Source organism: bacterium (assembly GCA_016703265.1).
Lineage (GTDB): Bacteria > Krumholzibacteriota > Krumholzibacteriia > LZORAL124-64-63 > LZORAL124-64-63 > CAINDZ01.
Genome location: JADJCK010000005.1, coordinates 451143 through 472955 on the forward strand (window position 1 = coordinate 451143; position 21813 = coordinate 472955).

General features: G+C 69.4%; 14 protein-coding genes. 5 read left to right on the plus strand and 9 right to left on the minus strand.

What is annotated here, in order from left to right:
• The first annotated feature begins 7 nt into the window (after positions 1 to 7).
• Positions 8 to 4390 carry a T9SS type A sorting domain-containing protein gene (locus tag IPG61_11490; GenBank protein MBK6734692.1) on the plus strand — a complete coding sequence of 1461 codons (4383 nt, stop codon included), beginning with the start codon at positions 8 to 10 and terminating at the stop codon, positions 4388 to 4390.
• Positions 4391 to 4497: 107 nt separating this feature from the next.
• Here IPG61_11490 and IPG61_11495 read toward each other — a convergent pair whose 3' ends face one another.
• Positions 4498 to 5328 carry a LysR family transcriptional regulator gene (locus tag IPG61_11495; protein MBK6734693.1) on the minus strand — a complete coding sequence of 277 codons (831 nt, stop codon included), beginning with the start codon at positions 5326 to 5328 and terminating at the stop codon, positions 4498 to 4500.
• 125 nt (positions 5329 to 5453) lie between these two features.
• On the opposite strand from IPG61_11495, the gene IPG61_11500 reads away from it, so the two are divergent.
• Both IPG61_11500 and argH read left to right on the plus strand, forming a co-directional pair.
• A complete protein-coding gene (locus IPG61_11500) occupies positions 5454 to 6764 on the plus strand; it encodes an argininosuccinate synthase (protein ID MBK6734694.1) in 1311 nt (436 codons plus the stop codon).
• Positions 6761 to 7972: an argininosuccinate lyase gene (gene argH, locus IPG61_11505; protein ID MBK6734695.1), complete on the plus strand. Its 1212-nt coding sequence runs from the start codon at positions 6761 to 6763 to the stop codon at positions 7970 to 7972. The genes IPG61_11500 and argH overlap by 4 nt, the downstream gene beginning before the upstream one ends.
• Here the strand turns inward: argH and IPG61_11510 are convergent.
• The 4 genes from IPG61_11510 to IPG61_11525 form a co-directional block, all read right to left on the minus strand.
• Positions 7959 to 8948 (minus strand): hypothetical protein, encoded by a 990-nt coding sequence (locus IPG61_11510; GenBank protein MBK6734696.1) that lies wholly within the window; start codon positions 8946 to 8948, stop codon positions 7959 to 7961. The two genes, argH and IPG61_11510, sit on opposite strands and share 14 nt — an antisense overlap.
• A 169-nt stretch (positions 8949 to 9117) precedes the next feature.
• Complete coding sequence (locus IPG61_11515) at positions 9118 to 9759, minus strand: energy transducer TonB (protein ID MBK6734697.1); 642 nt, start codon at positions 9757 to 9759, stop codon at positions 9118 to 9120.
• Between the two features lie 155 nt (positions 9760 to 9914).
• Entirely contained in the window at positions 9915 to 10973 is a 1059-nt protein-coding gene (locus IPG61_11520; GenBank protein ID MBK6734698.1) for an rRNA methyltransferase, read from the minus strand.
• Positions 10960 to 12606 carry a sodium:alanine symporter family protein gene (locus tag IPG61_11525; GenBank protein MBK6734699.1) on the minus strand — a complete coding sequence of 549 codons (1647 nt, stop codon included), beginning with the start codon at positions 12604 to 12606 and terminating at the stop codon, positions 10960 to 10962. The genes IPG61_11520 and IPG61_11525 overlap by 14 nt, the downstream gene beginning before the upstream one ends.
• Before the next feature lie 286 nt (positions 12607 to 12892).
• Here IPG61_11525 and IPG61_11530 point away from each other — a divergent pair, with 286 nt between their 5' ends.
• Positions 12893 to 13801: a serine/threonine-protein phosphatase gene (locus IPG61_11530; protein ID MBK6734700.1), complete on the plus strand. Its 909-nt coding sequence runs from the start codon at positions 12893 to 12895 to the stop codon at positions 13799 to 13801.
• Between the two features lie 18 nt (positions 13802 to 13819).
• Here the strand turns inward: IPG61_11530 and IPG61_11535 are convergent, their stop codons facing one another.
• Entirely contained in the window at positions 13820 to 14755 is a 936-nt protein-coding gene (locus IPG61_11535) for a patatin-like phospholipase family protein (protein ID MBK6734701.1), read from the minus strand.
• 106 nt (positions 14756 to 14861) lie between these two features.
• Between IPG61_11535 and IPG61_11540 the strand changes: the two genes are divergently transcribed.
• Positions 14862 to 15887, plus strand: a complete 1026-nt coding sequence (locus IPG61_11540) for a hypothetical protein (GenBank protein MBK6734702.1) — start codon at positions 14862 to 14864, stop codon at positions 15885 to 15887.
• Between the two features lie 31 nt (positions 15888 to 15918).
• On the opposite strand, the gene IPG61_11545 is transcribed toward IPG61_11540, so the two are convergent.
• From IPG61_11545 to IPG61_11555, 3 genes are read right to left on the minus strand one after another with little or no spacing between them, the layout of a single operon-like run.
• Entirely contained in the window at positions 15919 to 19176 is a 3258-nt protein-coding gene (locus IPG61_11545; GenBank protein MBK6734703.1) for an efflux RND transporter permease subunit, read from the minus strand.
• A complete protein-coding gene (locus tag IPG61_11550; protein MBK6734704.1) occupies positions 19173 to 20561 on the minus strand; it encodes an efflux RND transporter periplasmic adaptor subunit in 1389 nt (462 codons plus the stop codon). Before IPG61_11550 ends, IPG61_11545 begins: the two co-directional genes overlap by 4 nt.
• Positions 20558 to 21799: a TolC family protein gene (locus IPG61_11555; GenBank protein MBK6734705.1), complete on the minus strand. Its 1242-nt coding sequence runs from the start codon at positions 21797 to 21799 to the stop codon at positions 20558 to 20560. The genes IPG61_11550 and IPG61_11555 overlap by 4 nt, the downstream gene beginning before the upstream one ends.
• Positions 21800 to 21813 lie beyond the last annotated feature (14 nt).

Genomic DNA, 21813 nt, shown 5'->3' on the forward strand with positions numbered 1-21813 from the left:
CCTGATCATGCGCAAGCTTCTTTGCCTGTTGCTCGTGGCCACGGCGCTGCTCGGCGTCGGCGGTGCGCGGGCCGATGTGGGCCCGCCGGTCCACGTGAGTATCCTCGGCGAGCCCCGTGCCGCCGAGCCCGGAGTCCCCTTCAAGGGGCAGTTGCAGATCACGACCGACCAGCCGCTGCTGCTCAGCGACCTGATGTTCACGGAGCAGGGCGCGTGGGACCAGCTCTCGCTGGCCGCCGGCCCGCAGTTGAGCGTCGACAAGGCACGGCCCACGGTGGTCGACTTCGAGGTCGTCACCAGCGATCCTTCGCAGCTGCTGGAGCTGACCTTTGCCGTCGACGGTTTCACGGTGACCCGCAGCTTCGACCTGTCGCCGGCGACGATCGCCTTCATCCGTGGGCCGAATCCCGTGGAGAAGGTCCGTGACGACGACGCGCCCGAGCCGGTGGGCGATACGATGGTCCGCCCCGGGCCGACGCCCTCCCGCGACGGCCTCGCCCCGCAGGACCCTGCCAAGGGCCGGAACATCCGCGTCCGCGGCCGCTTCGTCTATGTGCGCAGCGACGGCTGGACGATTGGCGCCGACGCCATGACCGTGCGCGTCTACGACAACGATTCGCCGTTCGGCTCGGCCGAGCTGGCGGCCGTTGCCACCGATGCGCAGGGCTATTACGACGTGACCTTCTGGTGGGGCGACGACTTCTTCGATCCGCAGCCGGACATCTACGTCCGCTTCGAGACGACCAACTCGAAGGTGCAGACCGAGAGCCCGGCCTTCCTGTCGGGCCCGTATGCCAGGGACACCGCGACGACCAACGACTACACGGGCACCGACCTCAACTACGGCACCCTGCAGCCGGCCGACATCAACCAGCACCCGGCCGTGCACGTCCATACCAACCTCGTGCGCACGTGGCGCTGGTGGACCGTCTACGGCTACGATACGCCGTTCGTGCGGGGCAACTGGCCGAACGGCACCGCCGGCGCCTTCTACAACGGCGAGATCTACTTCTCGACCGGCGAGCAGTGGAACGAGAACGTGGCCACGCACGAGTACGGCCACCACTGGGTCGAGCTCTACGCCCTCAGCCCGGCGCCGGCGTACTGCAACGGCATCTGCGACGGCGATGACGGCTGCGGGCATTGCATCTGGTGCGCCGAGACGACCAACATCTCGTTCACGGAAGGTTTCCCCGACTGGATGGGCGACGTGATTCCGGCCAGCTGGGGCGCCACCTACGGCCGCGCCGCGATGGCCATCTACGACATGGAGAACCTCTATACCTGCGGCGCCGGCTATGCCGACCCGACCATGACCGAGGGCTTCCTCGGCGCGGTCGTGCGCGACATCGGCGACGGCACCAACGACAACCACGCCGCCTACCCGGAGACGGACGAACTGTCGCTTGGCTGGAGCCAGGTCATCGCCACGGTCGATCTGGACCACCCGACGACGGCGACCGCCTTCCTGAGTGCCTTCAAGAACCGCTACCCCGGTTACAAGGAAGGCCTCTGGGCGACGGCGAAGAACTGCAACTACGAACTGGACGCCGCGAACCCGCCCGCAGTGACGGGGCTCTATTCGCCCAGCCACTCGACGAGCGGCGACTCGGCCGACCCGACGATCGACTTCGCGTGGACCCGTGCCAATGACGATTGCTCGGGCGTCGAGGGCTACGGCATCACGATCGCCGGCGGCATCGGGTTGCCCTCGGCCGTCCTGGACATCGGCGACGTGACCAGCTACAGCACGTCGGCCCTGCCCCCGGGTACCTACTACTTCAGCATCCGCACCCTGGACCGCTCCGGGAAGTGGAGCAGTACCTACAACTGGAGCGGCCCCTATGTGATCCGCGCGCCGGTGCCGGCGAACCTGGCCCCGTACCTGTTCGCGGGTTGGAGCCACCAGAGCGTTCCGCGCGGGACCAGCGATGCCACGTTCGGCAGCGTTCCTGAGCCGACGACGCTGACGGGCGCTTCGGCCACCACCTGGTGGAACGTCGGCCTGTGGAACGCCGGCGAGTCGAGCACGGTTTCCGGGTTCGAGATCCGCGCCTACCTCGACAACGAGTGGCACTGGTGGGCCTGGTCCGGCGCCCTCAACTCGGGGCAGGGCCAGTTCGGTGTGAACCTCGGGCCCCTGACTGTCCGCGGCGGCCGCCACACCTTCGAGACGCGCCAGGACGCCACGGACCTCGTGGCCGAGACCAACGAGTCGGACAACGGGTGGGCCCACCAGTGGGTCTGGAGCCCGCTGGCGCTGACGCCCAACGTGGCGATCCAGCGTTCAGCGCCGCCGCTGCCCACGGCGGGCTGGGCCTCGGTCACCGACGGTTCGGCGTTGTATTCCAACAGCGACGGCTTGCGCATGACGGGCTCCTCATGGTGGGACGTAACCGTGCTGCGGCCGCTGACGGCCACGGTCGACCACGATTTGTACCTGCACAGCCCCAGCACCGGCGCGACCAACGGTTTCGCTACCGCCCTGGCGGCCTCGTACGGGGGCAGCGGCGGCATCGACGCCGTCGTGGTCAACCACAACACGCAGGGCTACGGCACGAGCTACGATGTCGGCGTGGTCAACTACGACGGCGAGATGTCCAACTACGAGGTCGTGCACGTCACGAACTCGAACATCGCGTACGGCGACTCGATCACGACGCCGTTCGATGCCAACCAGATGCTGCGCATCTGGGAGTTCTATGTCTCGGCGGAAAATGTCGGCCCCGTCAGCATCACGGTCGACACCGACCCGCTCGGCGGTCCGATCTACGCGCAGTGGCTGGACAGGAATTTCTCCACCGGCTCCCTGTACACGTACTCGGGCTGGGCCGGCAGCAACGCGGCCGGTCGCGCGCGCATGGACCTCAACATCGCCGAGGCGGGATACCACGCCCTGCTGGTCTACCGCCAGCCGGACTGGAGCAAGGGCACCGGCGCGATCAACGTGACGATCGAGATCGACCGGACGCCGCCCGACTTCATCCCGTTGCTGGCAGCCGGTTGGTACGCACCGATCGTGCCGCGCGGCGCGTTTGACGGCACCGGGGGCTCGACGCCGGCGCCCGCATCGCTGCCGGGCAACACGGCCTCGACGTTCCTGAACATGGCCGTGCGCAACAACAGCGTCGTCGACTCGCCGAACGGCCTTCCGGGCCACGTCTATGTCGACGGCAGCTTCTATTCGTGGGTGTCCTGGGGCGCGTTCCCGGCCCTTTACAACGCGACCTTCAACTGGGGCTACGCGCATTGGTTCACGGGCGGCCGGCACACGCTGGCCTGGAAGCTCGACGCCGACAATGCGATCGAGGAGATGTACGAGGACAACAATGACTGGTCCGAGCAGTGGGTCTGGTCGCCGCTCGACCTGGTGAACTTCTCGCCCGTCCTGCGGGGCATGCCCAGCAACCCGTACGGCGGCTGGACCGAGCTGAGCACGGGCGAGATCTTCTATCCGAACTGCGATGGCCTGCGGATGCCGAACAGCGGCGGCTACTGGCGCGCCGTGGCGGTCATGCCCGGGGCCGACAGCGACGTCGACGTGCGCCTGCACCAGCCGAGCGCAGGGGCGAAGGACGGCTTCGCGTCGAACCTCGCCGGTTCGTTCTGGGGCGGCGACACGTCCGACTATGTGCTGGTCAACTTCAACCTGACCGGCTACCAGTCCTACGATGCCGGCGTCGTGAATTTTACCGGCTACAACAACTACACCGCCGAGTCGACCGCTTCGGGCGGCTGGATCAGCTACCCGAACGGGATCTACGGTCCGTACAGCATGGCGGCTGACCGGATCGTCGACCTGCATGAAGTCTACCTGCCGGCGGGTCAGACGGGCATCCACCTGATGAACCTGACGGGCGACGTGGACTGGGGTGTGACGCTCCATGGCAGCACGAGCATCTACCAGGGCAAGTCGAACTACGTGGCGATCAGCTACTCCTCCGGCGGCGCGGGCGGCAACGAGCTCATCGTGGCCGATGTGCCCACCGAAGGCTACTACTGCATCGCCGTCTGGAAGACCCGGTCGGCCGAACTGGCGAAGGCCGGCTCCTACAACCTGCTGATCAAGCCCATGTGGGCCAGCGGGGTGGAGGACAATGTGCCGACCGTGGCGTCGACGCAGCTGGTCGACATCACCCCGAACCCGTTCAACCCGCAGACGAAGATCACCTACGACCTGGCGCGCGACGGCCGGGTGCAGCTGGAGATCTACGACCTGCAGGGTCACCTGGTGCGGACCCTGGTCGACGGCGCGCGCGGCATCGGCCGCCACGTCGAGACCTGGAACGGCGCCGATGACGCGGGGGGCAAGGTGGCCAGCGGGCTTTACATGGCCCGATTGACCGCCGGTGGTGTGACGCAGATGATGAAGATGACTCTTCTGAAGTAGGTCGCGGCCCCCCGCCGTGATCGAAAAGGGACGGCCGCCGGGCAGGGGGACTGCCGGCGGCCGTTCCGTTTGTGGGCCGGTGAGCCTGATTCAGGACACATTGTCGGTCAGGACACAGAGTCGATCAGGGCGCGGAAGTAGCCGGGCATCTCGTGGCGCGGGTACCAGGCCAGCGCCACTTCCTGGTCCAGCCAGCGCTTCGGGGAGAGGTTCACGAGCCGGCCGGCGGCCAGCCACGGGGCCGCGAACTCGGCGTCGAGCACCGTGTAGCCCAGCCCGGCGGCGACCAGTTCGGCCAGCGCGTCCGGATTGTTGACCAGGTGGCGCCGGCGGCGCGCGGCGCTCGACAGGCCGTGCTCGCGAAGGAAGGCGAGCGTGGCGTCGTCGCCCTCGTTGTAGTCGATGATGCGCTCGGCGGCGACCACCTCGCGCAGCTTGCGGCCGCGCCAGGCGCCCGTTCCCACCAGCACCTGCCGGCTCGGGCGCAGCGGCTTCGCGTCCAGTTCCACCACCACGTCGTCGCGCGGCAGCACCGCGAGTTGCGCCTGCCCGGTCTTGAGGGCGGCCAGGCCGGCGTCGTGGTCATCCAGCTCGAAATTCAGGGCCACCCCCGGGTGGCTGGCCAGTACCGCCGTCATGCCGGGGATGACGCGGCTGCGCATGAGGCTGGAGGGACCGGTGATGGTCACGCGTACGCCGGCCGCCGGATCGGCCCGGCGCACCAGGGCCAGCAGCTCGCCTTCGAGGTCGCCCGCGCGCTGGGCGTACCGGACCAGGGCCTCGCCCTCGGCCGTGGGCCGCATGCCGCGACGCGAGCGCACGAACAGCGTGCAGCCCAGTTCCCGCTCCAGCACGCGGATCCGCTGCGTGACGCCCGTCTGGCTCAAGCCGATCTCGCGCGCGGCGCCGTGCACGGTGCCGTGGCGGATGATGGCCATGAAGGCCTCGAGTCCCGGTGGAAGTAAACTCATTATTTATGATCAATAACTGAAATCATTCCATCAGGCAAATCAAAAGACGACGCCTATGTTGGCGCCGCACATCCAACCGGCAGGAGCAGGCGATGGCCCCCAGGGCATTGAACGACAACGGGAAGAAGAAGGTCGTGCTGGCCTACAGCGGCGGCCTGGACACCTCGGTCATCCTGGTCTGGCTCATCGAGCAGGGCTGGGAGGTCATCGCCTACATCGCCGACGTGGGGCAGGACGAGGACCTGGCGGCGGCCAGGGCCAAGGCGCTCGCCCTCGGCGCGGCCAAGGTCTACGTCGAGGACCTGAAGGAAGAGCTGGTCGCCGACTACATCTTCCCGATGATCAGCGCCAACGCGGTCTACGAGGGGCGCTACCTGCTGGGGACGGCCGTCGCCCGCCCGTTGATCGCCAAGCGGCAGGTCGAGATCGCGCAGCGCGAGGGCGCCGAGTGGGTCTCGCACGGGGCCACCGGCAAGGGCAACGACCAGGTGCGGTTCGAGCTGGCGTACTACGCGCTGGCGCCCGAGATCAGGGTCTTCGCGCCCTGGAAGGACGCCGCCTTCCTGGCCGCATTCGCCGGTCGCACCGACCTCATCAACTACGCGCAGAAGATGGGCATCGAGATCAAGTCGTCGCTGGCCAAGCCGTACAGCGAGGACGACAACCTGCTGCACATCAGCCATGAGGCGGGCATCCTCGAGGACCCGGGTGCCGCAGCGCCGGCCGAGGTCTATTCGCGCACCATCGCGCCCGAGCTGGCGCCCGACACGGCGGCCCTGCTGCGCATCGACTTCACCGACGGCCTGCCGACGCAAGTGACCAATCTCGACACGGGGCACGAGGTGGTCGGCGCCCTGCCGCTGTTCCTGTACCTGAACGAGATGGGTGCGGCGCACGGTGTCGGACGCGTGGACATGGTGGAGAACCGCTTCGTGGGCATGAAGTCGCGGGGCGTCTACGAAACCCCGGGCGGCACCATCCTGCTGGCGGCGCATCGGGACCTCGAAGGCCTGGCCATGGACCGCGAGGTGATGTGCCTGCGTGACATGCTGGCGGCCAAGCTCAGCGAGCTGATCTACAACGGGTTCTGGTTCAGCCCGGAGATGGACTTCCTGATGTCGGCCATCCACAAGAGCCAGGAGCTGATCGACGGCCAGGTCACCGTGAAGCTGTACAAGGGCGGCGTGTGGCCGCTGGCGCGCACCAGCCCCAGTTCGCTGTACGACCAGGAACTGTCGAGCATGGACCAGGGCGGAGGCTACGACCAGCTGGACGCCGCCGGCTTCATCCGCATCAACGCCATCCGCCTGAAGGCGCATCACCGCATCTGCCGCAAGCGGGCCGCCGCCGCGGCACAGGTCGCCGCGGTCGTCTCGCCCGCGGCCGCGGCGGCCACCACATGAGCACCCTGTGGACGCGGGCCGACGAGCCCGACCCCTGGCTGCAGGGGTTCCTGGCCGGCGACGACCATGTCCTGGATCGGCAGCTGTTGCCTTACGACTGCCGCGCCTCGCTGGCCCATGCCCGCATGCTCGCGCGCATCGGCGTGCTCGATTCCGACGAGTTGCGCAGCCTAGAGACCGGGCTGGCGCAGATCGAGGCGGCCGCCGAAAGGGGCGGCTTTCCGATCACCGCTGCCGACGAGGACTGCCATACCGCCATCGAGAACCACCTGACGAAGGTGTGCGGCGAGGCCGGGCGGAAGATCCACACCGGGCGCTCGCGCAACGACCAGGTGCTGACCGCGCTGCGCCTGTGGGAGAAGGACCATGTCGACCAGTTGCTGGGCATGGTCGTGGCCTACGTCGACGCGCTGTACGCGATCCGCCAGGCGCAGGGACAGGTCCCGCTGCCGGGCTACACGCACATGCAGGCGGCAATGCCCACCACCGTCGACGTCTGGCTGGGCAGCTACGCCGACGCCGCGCGCGACGACCACGAGTTGCTCTCGCTGGTTCGCCGCCTGGTCGACCGCTGCCCGCTCGGTACGGCGGCGGGTTTCGGCGTGCCGGTGCTCGATCTCGACCGCGAGGGCACGGCTGCCGAGCTCGGCTTCGCCGAAGTGCTCGCCAACCCGATGTACGCCCAGCTGAGCCGGGGGCGACTCGAGGCCCTGCTCCTGGCCGCCTGCAGCCAGGTCATGCTCGGCCTCAGCCGCCTGGCCAGCGACCTGCTGCTGTTTTCCACGCGCGAGTTCGGCCTGGTCGCGCTTCCGCCGGCGCTGTGCACCGGCAGCTCGCTCATGCCCCAGAAGCGCAATCCCGACGTGCTTGAGCTGGTGCGGGCGCGCTTCCATGTCGTGGCCGGCGAGGAGGCCAAGGTGCGCGCCATGACCGCCGGCCTCATCTCGGGCTACAACCGCGACGTGCAGCTGACCAAGGGCCCGCTGTTCGCGGGGGTGGCGGCCACCGTGGACAGCCTGCGGGCGATGGCCCTGGTGCTGGCCAACCTCCGCATCGACCCGGATCGCTGCGCCGCCGCGGTCACCGACGAGATGCGGGCCACCGAGCGCGCGCTCAAGCTGGTGGCCGAGGGCGTCCCGTTCCGCGATGCCTACCGGCGCATTGCCGCCGAGGAGGCGGCGCGGAACGGACAAATCAACGGATCGTGAACACGTCGCTGACACTCGTGCAGTACGGGTCGGCCATGTCCACGATGCGGATGCGGAAGCGGTTGCGCGTTGCGCCCGCGTAACCGTAGTCGTCGGCCCGCCAGGCGAACATCGCGTTGGTGGGCACATCTTCGGCGATGAGCCCGCCCGGCACCGGCAGGGCACCGGTGAGCAGCATCAACCGCACCCGGCGACTGCTGTTCTGCTGGAAGAATGACAGGTTCACCACCTGGCCCTCTTCGAAGACGGCCTCGGCCGGGAAGCCGAGGACCTGGCACGTGCAGATGTCCACATCCCACATCTGGAAGGTCTCCGTGTATGCCTCGCAGTCGGGCATGACCGCATCGACGATCTTCAACGTGAACCAAGCATTGCTGCCGTAGTTGAAGCTGTCGACCGGGTCCCAGAGGTATTGGCCCGCGTCGGGCGTGGCGGTGGCGATGGTGCCGACGTACTCGGGGGGACCGCCGAGGTCGTCCTGCCACAGTTCGATGTTCAGGGCGCCGCTGGTGGTCGTACCCGACCATTCCAGCAGGAGCGGCTCCCCGGCCATGACGTTGTCGGGAAGATCCAGGGTCCAGGTGAGGCTGCAGCCCGAGTAGTCGTGGATCGCGAGCCCGGTCAGCTCGCCGACACAACCTGCTTCACCAATTGCGGACACGCGCAGGCCGAAGTCGTCGCCGCCGGGCTGGCCGGCCACGCCGGGCAACCAGTTGTAGTAGCCGTCGTTGGGGGTTTCTGCAGCCACGACCGCCACGGGCGAACCGCCCTTGAGCAGGTCGATCCGGACCAGCGCGGCTGCGCCCTGGTGCTCCCAGCGCAGGCTGACCGGACCATCGATGCCCACCAGCCACGACGTGATCCGGCCGGTGCTCACATTCGTGATGGCGCAGGGAAGCGGCGCCGTGCTTCCGTCATCCTTCGGGCCGTCCTCCCCGCAACCCGTCATCAGGCCCAGCACGCCTGCCAGCGCCACCGGCCAAGCTCCTGCCGTCAACCGTTGCCGCATCCGCCCGACTGCGCTACGTCCGCGCATGTCGCCCATCGATTCCATGCCCGATCCCGCCGCATGCCCCGCGAGTGATGCGGTGAATATACGGTGGCCGGTGCCGGGCGCGAAAGCGCGCGGCCGCAGGTCCCCGGCGTCAGTTCATCGTGAATCGGTAAGGCACCGCCATCCAGGCCTTGACCGGCATTTCCCGCTGCTTGCCGGGCGTGAACCGGCACAGCCGCGCCGCAGCCACGGCGGCGCGATCCAGTTGCGGGTGCGCACCCTTGACCACCACCACCTCAAGCACCCGTCCGTCAACGCCCACCAGCACATGCACGAGCACCGTGCCTTCGAGCCGCGCCAGCCGGGCAATCTCCGGGTAGACCGGCTTGGCGAAGTGGACGAGCGCGGGTTTCGTCGAACTGGGGACGAACCCTTCGTCCCCCGTGGGAAACGAGATCGGCGCGACGGGATCGCCGTCGATCAGGAAGGGCGGGATCTCGATCGTATCGAGGGCACTGTCATCGTCACCCGGCTCGACTACCGGTGGCAGCGGCAGGGGCGGCGCGATGGGCGCCGGTTCGGTCAGGACCGGCGGCTCCTCGAGTTCGACGAGCGTGAGTTCGCTGCTCCGCAGCACGTAGGGCTGCGGCCGGTACTCGGGCGTGATGCGGATGATCAACGCCAGGATGGCGAACACCGCGACGGCGGCGCCGCGCAGGTTTCGGGGATAGCCCAGCTTGAATCGTTCGTTGGCCGACAGGCCGATGGTCGGTCGTCCGAAGGCGGCGTTCATGGTCACCCCACGACGGGCGCAGAGCTGGGCCCGTTCTTCTGCCCTGCCGGGCGGGCGGCTTCGTGTGGGGTGTCGTGAGTCGTCGTGCCGGCTGCGATCCGGCTGCATGAGGTACGGGAGCAGGCGCCGTGCTGTCAAGCGGCGGCCCGGCGCGGTCAGGTGCGCGTGCCGGCCACCGTGAACTCGTCGCGGTTGTGGTGCAGCACGGCGATGACGGCGCCGCCGGCGTGGCGCGCCAGCGCGGATCCCGGCGCGCGGAGCTCGCGCAGCAGCGCCGGCGGGTCGGTGCGGCCGAACTTCAGGTTGACCACGAAGCGCCGGCACCAGCGTCCGGCCAGCCACGGCTCGACCACGCCGCGCAGCACATGGTGCGGTTCCTCGACCAGGTCGCAGAAGAGCCAGTCGCACACCTGACCCTCGCGCGGCCTGTAGGCGAAGGCGTCCTGGTGAAGGTGCTCGACCAGGGGATGGTCCAGCGCGCCGCCCTTGAGCGGCCCGTTGTCGACAGCGGTGACGCGGGCGCCGCGCTTGGCCGCGCTCCAGGTCCAGCCTCCGGGCGCGGCGCCCAGGTCGCAGACCGTCTGCCCCGGCTGCGGGGCGCTGCCGAGCAGCCCGTAGGCCTCTTCGACCTTGAGATAGGAGCGTGACGGCGCCTGGGCGTCGTCGGCCATGCGGCGCTGGCCGCCGAGCCAGGCTTCGCGCGCGACGAGGGCCCGGTCGAAGCCCGTGAAGACGACGAACAGCCCGCGCGCCGGGCCGCGTCCGACCGGGCGCTGCGGTGTGGCGAGCCGCGCCAGCCTGCCCAGCCGGCGCTTCAACTGTTCGGCGAACGCGCGCTCGACGGCCGCCGCGCGCCGCGCCAGCCCAGGCTCGTCGCCGGCGGCCGTGAACACGCACGGCCACGGGGCGGCAACGGCCTCGCCGCGCACGTTCTCGCCGAACCACTCGGCCAGGGTGGCGGCGTGGGCATTGACCGAGGCACCGCCCACTTCCACGGCGCCGCCCAGGTCGGCATCGGCGAAGGCCCAGCCGCCCGCGGGGCGGGCGTTGGCCGTCGAGCCTTCCCGTGTTGACACCAGCACCAGTCCCGAGCCGGCCACCGTCGCGATCACGCCGCTGTCCTGCGCCTCGCGCGCCAGGTGCTCTTCGCTGCCCGGGCGACAGCAGAGGACGCGGCCTCGCGGTCCGTCCGTCGCGTCGTTACTTGCCTCCATTGGCCTCTTTCAGCTTCTGCCGCGCCGCGGCGTTCTCCAGCCACGGCTTGCGCTGGAAATAGCTGTCGGTCATCTGCTTGACCTGGCCCGAGAGCAGCACCAGCGCGATGAGGTTGGGCACGATGACCACGCCCAGGGCGATGTCGCCCAGTTCCCAGATCACGCTGAGCGAGACGATCGAGCCGAAGAAGTGCATGAGCACGTAGACCAGGCGGTACGGCTGGATGGCGCGCGGGCCGAACAGGTAGTTGGCGCAGCGGTCGCCGTAGTAGCACCACGAGATCGCCGTCGAGATGGCGAAAAGCAGCACGCAGACGACGACGATGTACTTGCCCCATTGCCCGGGCAGCCCGTGCCCGAAGGCGTTCATCGTCAGCGGCGCGCCGCTCTCTGCCGCCGGTCCGTGCAGCGAGCTGTAGACCGTACCGTCGGTCGCCACCGCGCGACCTTCCGCGGGGCGGATCACGCCGCTGAAGCGTTGGGTCTGCGCCTCGTCGACATAGAACTCGTCGACCGCGACCTCGTGCCAGGCATAGCGAGGCTCGCCCGGCGCCACGACCTTCGCGCGTCCGTCGGCAATGTGGAACTCGGCGGGCGCCGTCGCGTCGTGGCGGTGTCCCTTGGCGTCCATCACGACCCAGGAACTGTCGCCGCCCCTGATCATCAGTTCCGTCGGCTGCCGGTCCTGCCAGACGCCGGTCATGATCACGACGAGGCCCGTCATCGTGCAGATGACGAGCGTGTCGATGAACGGCTCGAGCAGCGCCACCACGCCTTCGGAAACCGGTTCGTCGGTCTTGGCCGCGGCGTGGGCGATGGGCGCCGAACCCTGGCCGGCTTCATTGGAGAACAGGCCGCGCTTGACGCCCCACATCATCGTCATGAGGATCGCGCCGATACCGGTGCCGGCGACGCCCGCGGTCGGGTTCATCGCCTCGCGCAGGATGAGCGCCAGCGACGGGAAGAACTGACCGATGTTGGCGATGATGATCCACAGGGCGCCCACGCCGTAGATGCCGGCCATGGCCGGCGCCAGAACCGACGTGACGCGGCCGATGCGCGAGATGCCGCCGAGGATCACTGCGGCCACGAGGAGCGAAGTGACCAGGCCGGTCACCCAGGCTGGCAGCCCGAACGTCGTCAGCAGCGTGTCGGCCACGGTGTTGGCCTGCACGGCATTGCCGGTCAGGAAGGCCGTGAACCCCAGCATGCCGGCGAAAAAGATCGCCATCCAGCGCCAGCGGGGGCCCAGGCCGCGCTCGATGTAGTACATGGGGCCGCCGGAGACCTTGCCCTGCAGCTTCGAGCCGTCCGGGTCGACGACGCGATACCGCTGCGCCAGCGTGACCTCGGTGTACTTGACCGCCATGCCCAGCAGCGCCGTCACCCACATCCAGAACAGCGCGCCGGGTCCGCCCCAGTGGATGGCGATGGCCACGCCGGCGATGTTGCCGATGCCGACGGTGGCCGACAACGCCGTGGTCAACGCCTGGAAGTGGGGGACGTCGCCGGGTTCGTTGGGGTCATCGTACCTGCCTGTCGTGACAGCGAATCCGTGGCCCAGCCGGCGCACCTGCACGAAGCCCAGGCGCAGCGTCAGGAAGACGCCGGTGCCCAGCAGGAGGATGATCACCAGGGGAATGATCTGATCGCCGACCGGGATGCCGAAGCCCCAGATCAGCGAGTTCAGCCTGCCGACGATCGTTTCGAACAGGTGCACGGGCGGCTCCCTTCAGGCGGTCCGGAGGTCGTGAGGGGGCATCATGCCCGGGGGCGGGGTTCAGGGCAAGGGGGAGGTTGCGGCCCGGGGTCGCCCCGGTGCTTGCCCAGTCCGCTGCGCCGTCCTATCGTGGGGCCCACGGCCCGATCCCGCGCGATGGAGCGCGCCCGCGGGCCCGGCCCCAGCCGGAGCGGAACGCATGACCGACCACCACTTGCCGGCCCTCGGGCCGGACGGTGACCTCGCCAGGGAACTCGAGAACTTCCAGCAGATCGCCAGCAGCGTGCTGCCGCCGCCCGGCGAGATCCCGCGGTTGCCCGGGCTGGATATCCACGGCCGGATGCTGCCTCTCAACGGCATTGTCGGCGGGGACCACATTGTCTATGTGGATTTCAACCGGCGTTTCGACCTCGACCGCCGGCTGGAGAAGGCCACCGACCCGCAGGTGCGCGCGAATCTGGCGAAGGGGCGCACCCGCGCCGGGTTGCTGCTGGCCGACGTGGCCGGCCACCAGATCACCGATGCCACCGTGCACATCGGGCTGCACCATGCGTTCCTGACCGGCGTTTCCTACGAACTGGAGATGCACGGCGAAGTGACGACCGGCCTGTTCGAGAAACTGAACACGCGTTTCTATCAGACGGCCAACTTCTCCAAGTTCATCTCGGTGATCTACGGCGAGATCGCCCAGAACGGCGACTTCACGTTCCTGAACGCAGGCAGCCCGCCGCCGGTGGTGTTCTCGCGCGAGTTCGGCCGCCTGGCCGACATCAACGCCGACCGCCTGACGAGCTTCTACCCGATCGGGCTCTTCCCGTCGGAGCAGAACCTCGACCAAAGCCGGGTCGAAGCGCCGCTGACCAAGAAGCCGTTCACGACCAACCGCCTGACCCTGCTGAGCCCCGGCGACATCCTGCTGCTCTATTCGGACGGACTGCTGGACCACGCCCGCGGCGAGGAGGCCTATTTCCCCGGGCGGCTGGAAGAGGTCCTGCGCGAGACGCGCGACCTGACGGCGGCGGGCATCTGCGACGCGGTTGCGGCCGACCTGGGCCGGTTCGCCCCGGCGGCCGACGACATCAGCCTCATCGTGGTCAAGCGGAACTGAGCCTGCCGGCAACAGGGTTCACATGCGCAGCAGGTCCTTCACGGCGCGGCGCGCGCGATTGCCCAGGCCGGCATCGCCGCGCCGCTTCAATTCATCCACGAGGTCGGGAAGCACGGCCCGGGCGGCCAGGTAGCCGCGCGCGCGGCAGGCCTCGCCCGCCTGGAAGTCTGCCCAGTGGAACTGCGTGACATCGGGACGGATCACGCAATCGGCCATCGCGCAGACGAAGCGGTTCAGGCGCTGGCGGGCGATTGTGTTGCTGCGCAGCACCATGTCCAGGCCCGTGGCGAAACGCGTGTCCTCGAAGGCGGGAATATCGACGGCAATGACGAAGTCGGCGCCGAGGTCGCGGCAGGCCTCGACCGGCACGCGGAACGGGCCGCCACCGTCGCAGATCACCATGCCGTCACGTTCGAGCGGCGGGAACACGGCCGGAATGGCGCTGCTGGCGTAGATGCCGTCGACCAGCGGGCCTTCGCGGAAGACGACGCTGTTGCCGGAAACGAGGTCCAGCGCCACCGAAGCGAACGGCACCTGCAGGTCGCCGAAATCCACCTTGCCGAACAGCTGCTCCAGGGGGCCGCGCAGGCGGCTCTCGTCCTGGATCCAGGGCCGCGTCACCGTCTTGACCGCGATCATCTTGCGCTGCATGAAGTCGTGGATGCCGGCCAGGCGGTGTTGCGGGTCGCGCGCCTCGAGTTCGTTGCGCGGGACGAACGGCGCCCAGTACGAGGCGAACTCCTCGTTGCCGACGTAGCTTTCCAGGCGGCTCCAGACCGACGACGGTGTCGGGTCCTGCGCGAACAGGCCGCCCACGATGGCGCCCATGCTGGTGCCGACGACCAGGTCGGGCGTGATCCCGGCCTCGCCGAGGGCGTCGAGCACGCCTGCGTGCGCCAGGCCGCGGGCGCCGCCGCTGCCCAGGGCCAATCCGATGACCGGTCGCTCCGCCATGATCCTCCGCCGCAGGTTGGAATTGCGATGGCTCCACGATACCAGAACCGGCCGCGTGCACCAATGCGTCTTTGACGCACGACCTGCCTTCCGCTAGCATGCCGACATGAGCCCACGCACACCAGCCACTTCCGGATCCGGCGGCCGACGCCGGAAGGGCGGCGACAAGCCGCCTGTTTCCGCATTCAGGGTCGAGCGGCTGCTGCGTCAGGCCGTCCTGGACGACACCGTCCCCGTGTTCGCCGCCGACGTCGAGTTCGCCGACTGGCTGGACGACGGCGGCGAGGCGGCGCTCCTGGCCGCCCGCAAGGCCACCATTGCGGCCGATCCCCGTGAGCGAGCCCAGGATCTGGCCTACGACGCCTACGAACTGCCCGCGACCAAGGCACTGGCGACGGTTCGGCGTGCGCTCAAGCTCGACCCTCGCTGCACCGACGCCCGCGCCATCAAGGCCTATGTCACGCTCGGAGACAGCCCGGAACTGATCGGGGAACTGGAAGAGATCCTGGCCGACGCGGAGCGCGAGTTCGGCCCGGAGTTCTTCGCCGTGGCCGACGGCGACTACCGGGCCCTGGTGCCGGCGCGGCCGTACCTGCGCACGGCCCGCCAGCTCGCCGAGTTGCTGTGGGACGCGGGCTACCGGCTCGACGCCGTGACCTGGTACGAGTTCCTGATGGAACTGGACCCGCGCGACCACGCCGGCAATGCGCCGCTGCTGGTGGGCGACTACCTGGCGATGGGCGAGGTGCAGCGGGCCTGGGACCTGCTCGAGAAGTACGACCGCGGCAATTCGGCGGTGATGGCCTGGGCCTGGGTGCTGTTGCACCTGCTGGTGGACGACGAGGAGCGCGCCCGCGTGGCCCTGGACCGCGCCATGGCGCTGAACCCGTGGGCGGCGCCTGGCATCCTCGGGTTGGGCGAGGAGCCGGAGCCCGAGGTGACGCCGTTCGTGGCGGCCGGCAGCCAGGCCGAGGCCAACGTCTGCGAACAGGTGCTGGGTGAGGCCTGGGACCGTGCGCCGTACGCCCAGGACTGGCTGGAGGAAGTGCTTCACCAGCTGGGACTGCTCGACGGCGATCCCGACGACGACGACCCGGGCGGCCCCCCGCCCCCGCTGCGCATCGTCAACTGAACGATCTCGCGCGATCGCAGCCGATCGCCGTTCAATCCGCCTGGACCTGCGCGCGCAGTCGCCGGCCGTGCCACAGCTTGTAGATCGCCGGGTACACCAGCAGTTCGAGGATGAACGAGGTCGCAAGTCCGCCGATCATGGGCGCGGCGATGTGCTTCATCACATCTGACCCGGCCGAGGTCGACCACATGATCGGCACCAGGCCGAGGAAGCTGGCCGTGACGGTCATCAGCTTGGGTCGCGCCCGCTTGACCGCCCCGTGCACGATCGCCTCGTCCAGTTCGGCCGGTGTGCGCACCCGGCCCTCGCGCCGCGCCGCATCGCACGACAGGTCCAGGAACAGCAGCATGAACACCGCCGTCTCTGCGTCGAGCCCCAGCAGTGCGATCAGGCCGACCCAGACGGCGATCGACATATTGTAGTCGAGGATGTACAGCAGCCAGACTGCTCCGATGGCCGAGAACGGCACCGACATCAGGATGACCATGGCCTTGAACGACGAGCGCGTGTTGGCCAGCAGGAGCAGGAAGATGAGCACCAGCGTCGCGGGTACCACCAGTCGCAGGCGACGCTCGACGCGCAGCATGTTCTCGTACTGGCCGCTCCACTGCAGCGTGGTGCCGGCCGGCAGCGCCACGGCGTCGCGGACCACCTGGCGGGCTTCCTTCACGTAGCTGCCGATGTCGCGCCCGGCCACATCCACGTAGACGTAGCTGGCCAGGAAACCGTTTTCGTCGCGGAGCATGGCGGGGCCGGCCGTCACCGACAGGTCCGCCACCTGCGCCAGCGGCACCATGGCGCCCGACGGCGTATCGACCAGGATGCGGCCCAGGGTTCCCAGGTCCTCGCGCAGTTCGCGCGGATAGCGCACGTTCACGGCGTAGCGGGCGCGGCCATCGACGACCGCCGTCACGTTCTCGCCGCCGATGGCGGTCATGACCACTTCCTGCACGGCGGCAACGGTCAGGCCCAGTCGCGCCATCTCGCCGCGCCGCGGTTCGATGTCGACGAAGTAGCCGCCGGCCGCACGCTCGGCAAAGACGCTGCGCGTTCCCTCGACCTGGGGCAGCAACGACTCGATCCGGCCGCCGATACTCTCGAGGGTCTCGAGGTCGGGTCCGAAGATCTTGATGCCCACGGGCGTGCGCATGCCGGTGGTCAGCATGTCGATGCGCGCCTTGATCGGCATCGTCCAGGCGTTCGTCACGCCGGGAATGCGCAGGGCCCGGTCCATCTCGTCGACCAGTTCGTCCCACGACAGGCGGTCGGGCCAGATCGGGCGCACCAGCGGCAGCAGGAAGCCGGGCAGCCGGTCAGTGTACCAGCGCGGCTTGGCGCGCCACTGGTCCTGCGGCTTGAGGATGACGGTGGTCTCCATCATCGAGAGCGGAGCCGGGTCGGTGGAAGTATCGGCGCGGCCGGCCTTGCCGAACACGCGCTCGACCTCCGGGAACGAGGCGAGCACCTTGTCCTGCGTCTGCAGCAGTTCCAGCGCCTGGGCCACGGAGATGCCCGGCAGCGTGGTCGGCATGTAGAGAATCGAGCCCTCGTTCAGCGGCGGCATGAACTCCGAGCCCAGCTGCAGGTACGCCGGCACCGTGGCCACGACCAGTGCGAAGGCCACGAGAATGACCGTCTTCGGGCGCCTGAGCACGAACCGGCAGGCCGGGTCGTAGACGCGGAAGATGGCGCGGCTGATCGGGTGCTTCTCCTCGGCGTGGTAGGTGCCGATCAGCGTCGAGGTGGCCAGGCGGGCGAGAAACCGCGGCTGGAACGTATACGGCTGGATGCGCGCGAACATCATCCGCAGCGCCGGGTCCAGCGTGATGGCCAGCACCGCGGCCAGGCCCATCACCAGGTTCTTGGAGTAGGCCAGCGGCTTGAACAGGCGCCCTTCCTGGTCCACGAGCGTGAACACGGGAATGAAGGCCACGGCAATGACGAGCAGCGAGAAGAAGACCGACGGTCCCACTTCCTTCAGCGCCTCGAGCCGGACGTCGTGGAAGCTGCCCTTGGAGCCGCCTGCCTGCCACAGGTGGATGCGGTTGTAGGCGTTCTCCACCTCGACGATGGCACCGTCGACCAGCACGCCGATCGAGATCGCGATGCCGGCCAGCGACATGATGTTGATGGAGACGCCCGCCATGGCCAGCGGGATGAACGAGAGCAGGATGGAAACCGGAATGGTGACGATGGGCACGATGGCCGACGGCAGGTGCCAGAGGAAGACCAGGATGACCAGCGAGACGATGATCATCTGGATCACCAGCTCGTGGGTCAGGGTGTCGATGGCGCGCCGGATCAGGTCGGAGCGGTCGTAGGTCGTGACCACCTTGACGCCGGCGGGCAGGCCGGGCTCCAGTTCGTGCAGGCGCTGCTTGACGCGGTTGATGACGTTCAGTGCGTTCTCGCCCTGGCGCATGACCACGATGCCGCCCACGGCGTCGCCCTTGCCGTCCAGGTCGCTGACGCCGCGGCGCATCTCGGGGCCCAGCGACACGCGCGCCACATCGCGCAGCAGCACGGGTACGCCGCCGGCCTCGGCCCGAACGACGATCTGCTCGAAGTCGGCGATGGTGCGGGCATAGCCGCGGGCGCGGACCATGTACTCGGCGCCGCTCCACTCCAGCAGGCGTCCGCCTGCCTCGTTGTTCGAGGCCTTGACCGCGTTGGTCACGTCCATCAGCGGGACCTGAAGTGCCGCCAGCCGTACCGGGTCCACGGTGATCTGGAACTGCTTCTCGAAGCCGCCCACGGTGGCCACCTCGGCCACGCCCTCGACGGCCTGCAACGCGTAGCGCAGCGTCCAGTCCTGGTACGAGCGCAGTTCATCGATGTCGTGGCGGCCTTCGGGATCGGTCAGGGCGTACTGGAAGACCCAGCCGACGCCCGTGGCGTCCGGGCCCAGCGACGGTGCCACGCCCTCGGGCAGGCGCGTCTGGATGGCGTTCAGGTACTCGAGGACGCGCGAGCGCGCCCAGTACAGGTCGGTGCCGTCGTCGAACACGACATAGACGAAGGAGAAGCCGAAATCGGAGAAGCCCCGGATCGCCTTGACGCCAGGCGCCCCGAGCAGGCCGCTGACGATGGGGTAGGTGACCTGGTCCTCGACCAGGTCGGGGGAGCGGTCCCAGGTAGTGTAGACGATGACCTGCGTGTCGGAGAGGTCGGGCAGTGCATCGAGGCGCACCGTGCGCAGCGTCTGCACGGCGTAGACGCAGGCCAGTGCCGTCAGTACCAGCACCAGGAGGCGGTTGCGCGCGGAGAACTCGATGACGCGGCTGATCATCGCACGGCTCCCGCAGGTTTCTCGGCGGTGTGGGCCGCGCTGTGTCCGCCGGCTGCCGGTTCACCCGGCGGCGGCATCAATGCGGCCCGGATGCGCGACTCGCTATCGAGCAGGAAGGCAGCCTTGACCACCACCTGATCGCCGGCTTCGAGCCCGTCGATGATCTGCGCCAGGCCGTCGGAACGGTCACCGACCGTGACCTCGCGCGGCGTGAAGCGGCCGCCGCCGTTGGCCACGAACACGACCTGCCGGCGGCCGGTGTCCAGGATCGCGTCGTCGGGGATGACCAGTGCGTCGCCCTGCGCCACTTCCAGGACCACGTCCGCGTAGGTGCCGGGACGCAGGTTGCCGAAGTCGTTCTCCAGCACCACGCGGGCCCGCAGCGTGCGCGTGGCCACGTCGAGGGTCGGGTAGACATAGTCGATCACCCCGGGCAGGCTCAGGCCCGGCTCCTGCGGCAGGCTGACCGTGACGGCCCGGCCCACCGTGACGTGCGGGGCTTCGTACTCGTAGAAGCGCGCATCGAGCCACACCGCCGAGAGGTCGGCCACCTGCAGCAGTTCCATGCCCGGTTCGACGGCCATGCCGGCGTACGCCTCGCGCATCGTGACGACGCCGCCGGCGGGCGAGCGCAGCGGGACCACGCGCGACACCTCGCCGCCCTGCTCCAGTTGCGTGATGAAGTCGTCGGCCACGCCCAGCAGGCGCAGGCGCCGGCGCGAGGCCTCGGCCAGTGCGGCGGCCCCGGTGCGGGTCTCCGCGTCGGTCGCGACGCCGGCGAGGGCGCGGGCGCGCAACAACTCCTCCTGCGTGGCCACCAGCTCCGGCGCATAGATCGTGAGCAGGGGGCCGCCGCGCGACACGCGCTCGCCCACCGCGGCCACGGAAAGGGTTTCGATCCAGCCGCTCACGCGCGACTGGACGCTGTGCAGGCGCGTCTCGTCGACCACGACAGTGCCGAGGGCGCGGATGGATCGGCGCAGTGGCTGCACGACGGCCGCCTGTGTGCGCACGCCGGCCAGTTGCACCGAGCGGTCGTCGAGCTCCAGCGCCGCCAGACCGGGCAGGCCGCCCGCGGCGCCTTCCTGCGAAGCAGCGAACGCCGCGGCCTCGACGAGGTCCATGCCGCAGATCGGGCACGAACCCTGACGATCGGACGTGTAGGTCGGGTGCATGGGGCACAACCAGCGCGCCGGGGCTGTCGCAGCGACTTCGGCTTGACCGCCGTGATCATGGGCATCGGCGCCCGCGTCGGCGCGGGGCGAGCCTTCACGGCAACCGGCGATGAACCCGAGCAGTCCGGTCAGGGCCAGCAGGGCGGCCCCGGCGACCAACCGCGCGTGCGCGCTTCGGGCCCGGTTGCGATCTCGGTGCGTCTCGTTCATCGTGCATCCTCTCCATTCCCGGCCACGGGGTCGCGTCCGTCCAGGGCGAGCAGCCTTGTCTGGGCCGCGAATGCAGCGGCCTCTTCGCGCGCGAGCCGGCCGCGGGCTTCGGCCTGGTCCCTGAAGGCTTCGATGAGCAGGTCGGCAGGGCCGTCACCGGCCAGATAGCGGGCGCGAGCGCTCTCGGCGGTCAGGGCCAGCAGCGGCAGGATCTGCCCGCGCAGTCGCGCTGCCGCCGCCAAGGCGGCCTCGCGCCGGGCCGCCAGCGCGCCCGCTTCGGCGCGGGAGCGCAGGAGAGCGTCGCGCTCGGCGAGGCGCGCGGCGGCCTCGCGGTGGCCGGCGGCGCGTGCCATCGCGTCCTGCTTGCGACCCTTCCACAGCGGCAGTTCCAGCCCCACGCGCGCGGTGACCATGGGTGCCATCGAGTCGCGCCAGCCGTACTCGGCGCCCACGACCAGGTCGGGCCGGCCTTCGCGATCGGCCGCCAGGCGCAGCCGGCGTGCCGTCTCGGTTCCGGCCTCGGCCATGGCCACTTCGGCGAAGGAGGCGCCGTCGGCTGTGGAGGAGTTGGTGGGCGGCAGGGCGGCGGCGGTCGCTGCGCGTGCTACCGTGGTGTCGTCGAGCACGGAAGCCAGTCGCGCCACCACGGCCGAGCGTTCACCCAGTTCGCGGTCGATCTCGGACGCCAGCATGGCGCGTTCCCGACGCAGGGCCAGCCAGTCGGCCTGCGAGCCGAGTCCGGTCTCGTAGCGGGTGAGTGCCTGGGGCTCGAGCATGTCGAAGAGCGAAAGCGCCTGGCGAAGGGCGGAGACCGTCGCCCCGCTGGCATACAACATCGCCCAGGCTTCGCGAACCTCGGCCGCCAGCAGGCGCCGCTCGGCTTCGCGGGCGGCCGCCATCTCCGGAACGCGTGCGGCGGCGGCCGCCGTGCGCAGGCCGCGCTTGCCGGGCCAGGGAATCGTCTGGGTGAACTCCAGCGCCAGCATCGCCATCGGGTCGGTGCCCACTCCTGCGCCCGGGTAGTCCTCGCCGCGGGCGCTCAGGGCGATCATCGGGTCGGGCAGGGCGCCGGACGCAGGGATGTCCTCGCGCATGGCGGCGATTTCCGCCTCGCGCATGCGCAGGCCGGGAGCCCGCGCCAGGGCCAGGGCCACGAGTGAATCGAGTTCCACGGCGGCCGCCTGTGCCGCGGCGTCGCCCGTCGTGGTGTCACCCGTCGAAGTTTCGGACGCAGACAACGCCGCCAACCCGG